Origin of the sequence: Xenorhabdus yunnanensis (assembly GCF_028598805.1) — a bacterium.
GTDB classification, from domain to species: Bacteria; Pseudomonadota; Gammaproteobacteria; order Enterobacterales; family Enterobacteriaceae; genus Xenorhabdus; species Xenorhabdus yunnanensis.
Genome location: NZ_JAQRFI010000128.1, coordinates 1 through 2441 on the forward strand (window position 1 = coordinate 1; position 2441 = coordinate 2441).

The following is a 2441-nucleotide window of genomic DNA, read 5'->3' on the forward strand; positions in this document are numbered from 1 at the left end:
CCAATGGTGACTGCGGCCGGAATGCAGGTCAGCGAAAGCTGGATGTACGCCATCACCGCGGCCAGCGGGTCAATATCAATCGCAGAAACCCACAGACTGCACATCGGGTCATACCCCTGCCCTCTCAGCACTTCGGCGGCGGCCAGAGTCATACAACCCGCACCACACGCTGGCTCGAAAAAAGTGACAAACGGTTGGGTCTGCAACAACCCGGCAGCGTCGTGCAACTGTATTTCCGCCATCATTCTGGCTACACCCCAGGGGGTAAAGAACTGCTGAAGATCTTTATCACCCAGCTCCAGTCGCATAAACACGCTGCCCAGAAAATCGCAGGGTTCTTCCGCCAGTGCCAGTACGGTATACGAAAAAAGTTTCACGATCCGGCCAACATCTTCCCGTTCGTACTTCTTGATGGTTTTCAGATAGAACTGCTCGAGTTCCTCACTGAAACAGTATTTATTGTGGATCGCCGCCATCGTACAGTTGCAAAAATCCCGAAAGACCTGATGACGGTTGTGGTAACGTGCGGTTTGTTTAAACAGAGAGATAAATTCATGTTGATAGTCAGGACGTGGTGCCATTGCGTGTTTTCCTTATAAAACAAAAAAAGGAAAGCACGCTCCGAAAGGGGAATGTGCTTCCCCATTCGGTTAAAGTGAAGATAAGTTGATGTTGCGTTGAACAAAGAGTTACTGCCCAACGGCAATCGCAGGTAATGCCAGTGCCGTTTCGGTTTTCTCACCGTTGACCAGATACAGTGCCGGACGGTTCTCTCGCCCTGACAACCCGTGACCACTATCCACATGCTCGCCCTGGTCATAGCAATCGTACCCTTTGAGCTGGCCTGACGGTTCGCTGTACCAGTGGCGGATTTCACAGTCAAACACCAATGACAGCTCGCCCATCAGTTCTGCTGAAGGGGGTGACCAGGGGGAGTCAAAGCGCACAGTTAAGCTGCTGACATTACGGCGCTCCCAGCGGACATGGTGACCAAAAGGCCACTCCAGCCCATAGTACTCATCGTAGAACTGTGATGGGGTAGCAATGCTTTTCAGCAAGCCACTGTTGCCGTTAATCTCCGTGGCCAGCCGGGTCGGTCTTATCATCAGCATATCGCATGGCTGGGCGGATGCCGGGTAAACACTCAGCTTATCCCAGCACGCCCCGATATCGAGATTATCAGACCAGCCCACCACACCAAACCAGTCGGTATACTGGCGGGTCAGAATGCGGGCGATAATGTCACGCGCTGACTCCGGTACATTCTCCCAGCGCAGCAGGCTGAGACCGGACTGGCGGTATACACTGTCAATCCTCTTCATGTTTTCAACGGTTAACATCACATTGTCCTGCAACAACGCCAGCCATTGCTCAAACGCCAGATTCTGCGCAGTCGGCGCTGCCGTGCCACGTACCAGTTCCGGGTAAGGGGTGTAAGTTTGCGGTTTGGTGGGTTTCAGTATCCCCACACAGCCAGCCAGAAACAGCCGCAGGCTCTGCAATACGGCCTGACGGTAACGGGGGAACTCTTCCCCACAGACCCATTGCTGCATGACATCGATACAAACGGATTTGCCGGTGACTTCCAGTTGATTGGTAACCCATTCTGCCATGATTAAGTTCCTCATAAGTTTGATAAGCGTAAACCGGAGGAACTGTTCCCCACGGGAGTCAGTTCCCCCGATGGGTGATTGAAGAAAAGTGTCAGTTGAAATCCCGTCTGAAAATATCGGTAACCTGACTGTCGAAAATGACCATCAGCTCGTCATGTACACCCAGATACGGTGTACTGTGCGTCATTGCCGACGCGTTCATTCGGGTTAAATCGTATTTATCCACCAATTCATTGATGGCGTCAGAAGGCCGGACACCGTTAGCGATGAGTTCGGTCACGGTATCGGTTTCACACAACGCCGTATCGTTCAGGCTCAGGCCAAAATGCCGTTTCAACAGCGCGGCAGCAATCACCTGCCAGACCGTTAAACGTAAGGGTTCCATTGTGATACCTCACCTGCAAACGCTGACGGTTGTGCCGTGCCGGAGAATATCCTGTACTTCATGATGGTGCTGATAATCGGGCGACACCACATGTAGCGAGAGTAAATTCGCCTCATGCCACAGGACACGGGCCGCCTCTGCATTCTGCCAGCTCAGCTCAAACGTGGCTGACTGGCACAAGCGCTGTTGTTTTTGCTCCAGCGATAAACGCTCTGATGTCACGGTGACCGGCTGCGCCCAGACAATCTCGTCATAAAAGCGACCGCCGAGTACCTTGTTATCCTGAGCGTCATAAATCATCACGGTCATTGGAAAAAAAGCCCGCCGGCACTGAGTAGCAGACATTTCCGGTACCGGCCAGTCACCCAAAAGATGGATCACTTTCAGCCGCTGTACCGCTTCGGTGACAGAGTCGGTTTCACACACGGTCAGGGTTTCCTCCC

General features: G+C 52.8%; 4 protein-coding genes. All 4 read right to left on the reverse strand.

Going from position 1 to position 2441, the window contains the following annotated elements; all coding sequences use genetic code 11:
- A partial coding sequence (locus PSI23_RS20955; protein ID WP_273556886.1) for a DNA methyltransferase family protein occupies positions 1-581 on the reverse strand: 581 nt, incomplete at its 3' end.
- 108 nt (positions 582-689) lie between these two features.
- The gene (locus PSI23_RS20960; protein WP_273556887.1) at positions 690-1613 is read right to left on the reverse strand and encodes a DUF1281 domain-containing protein; all 924 of its coding nucleotides are present in this window, start codon (positions 1611-1613) and stop codon (positions 690-692) included.
- Between the two features lie 91 nt (positions 1614-1704).
- Positions 1705-1998 (reverse strand): TA system toxin CbtA family protein, encoded by a 294-nt coding sequence (locus tag PSI23_RS20965; RefSeq protein WP_273556888.1) that lies wholly within the window; start codon positions 1996-1998, stop codon positions 1705-1707.
- Between the two features lie 9 nt (positions 1999-2007).
- The coding region (locus PSI23_RS20970) for a hypothetical protein (protein WP_273556889.1) at positions 2008-2441 on the reverse strand (434 nt) is incomplete at its 5' end.

Coding starts and splice junctions, on each gene's coding strand:
- PSI23_RS20960 (WP_273556887.1), bottom strand. CDS start 1,613: ATGGCAGAATGGGTTACCAATCAACTGGAAGTCACCGGCAAATCCGTT.
- PSI23_RS20965 (WP_273556888.1), bottom strand. CDS start 1,998: ATGGAACCCTTACGTTTAACGGTCTGGCAGGTGATTGCTGCCGCGCTG.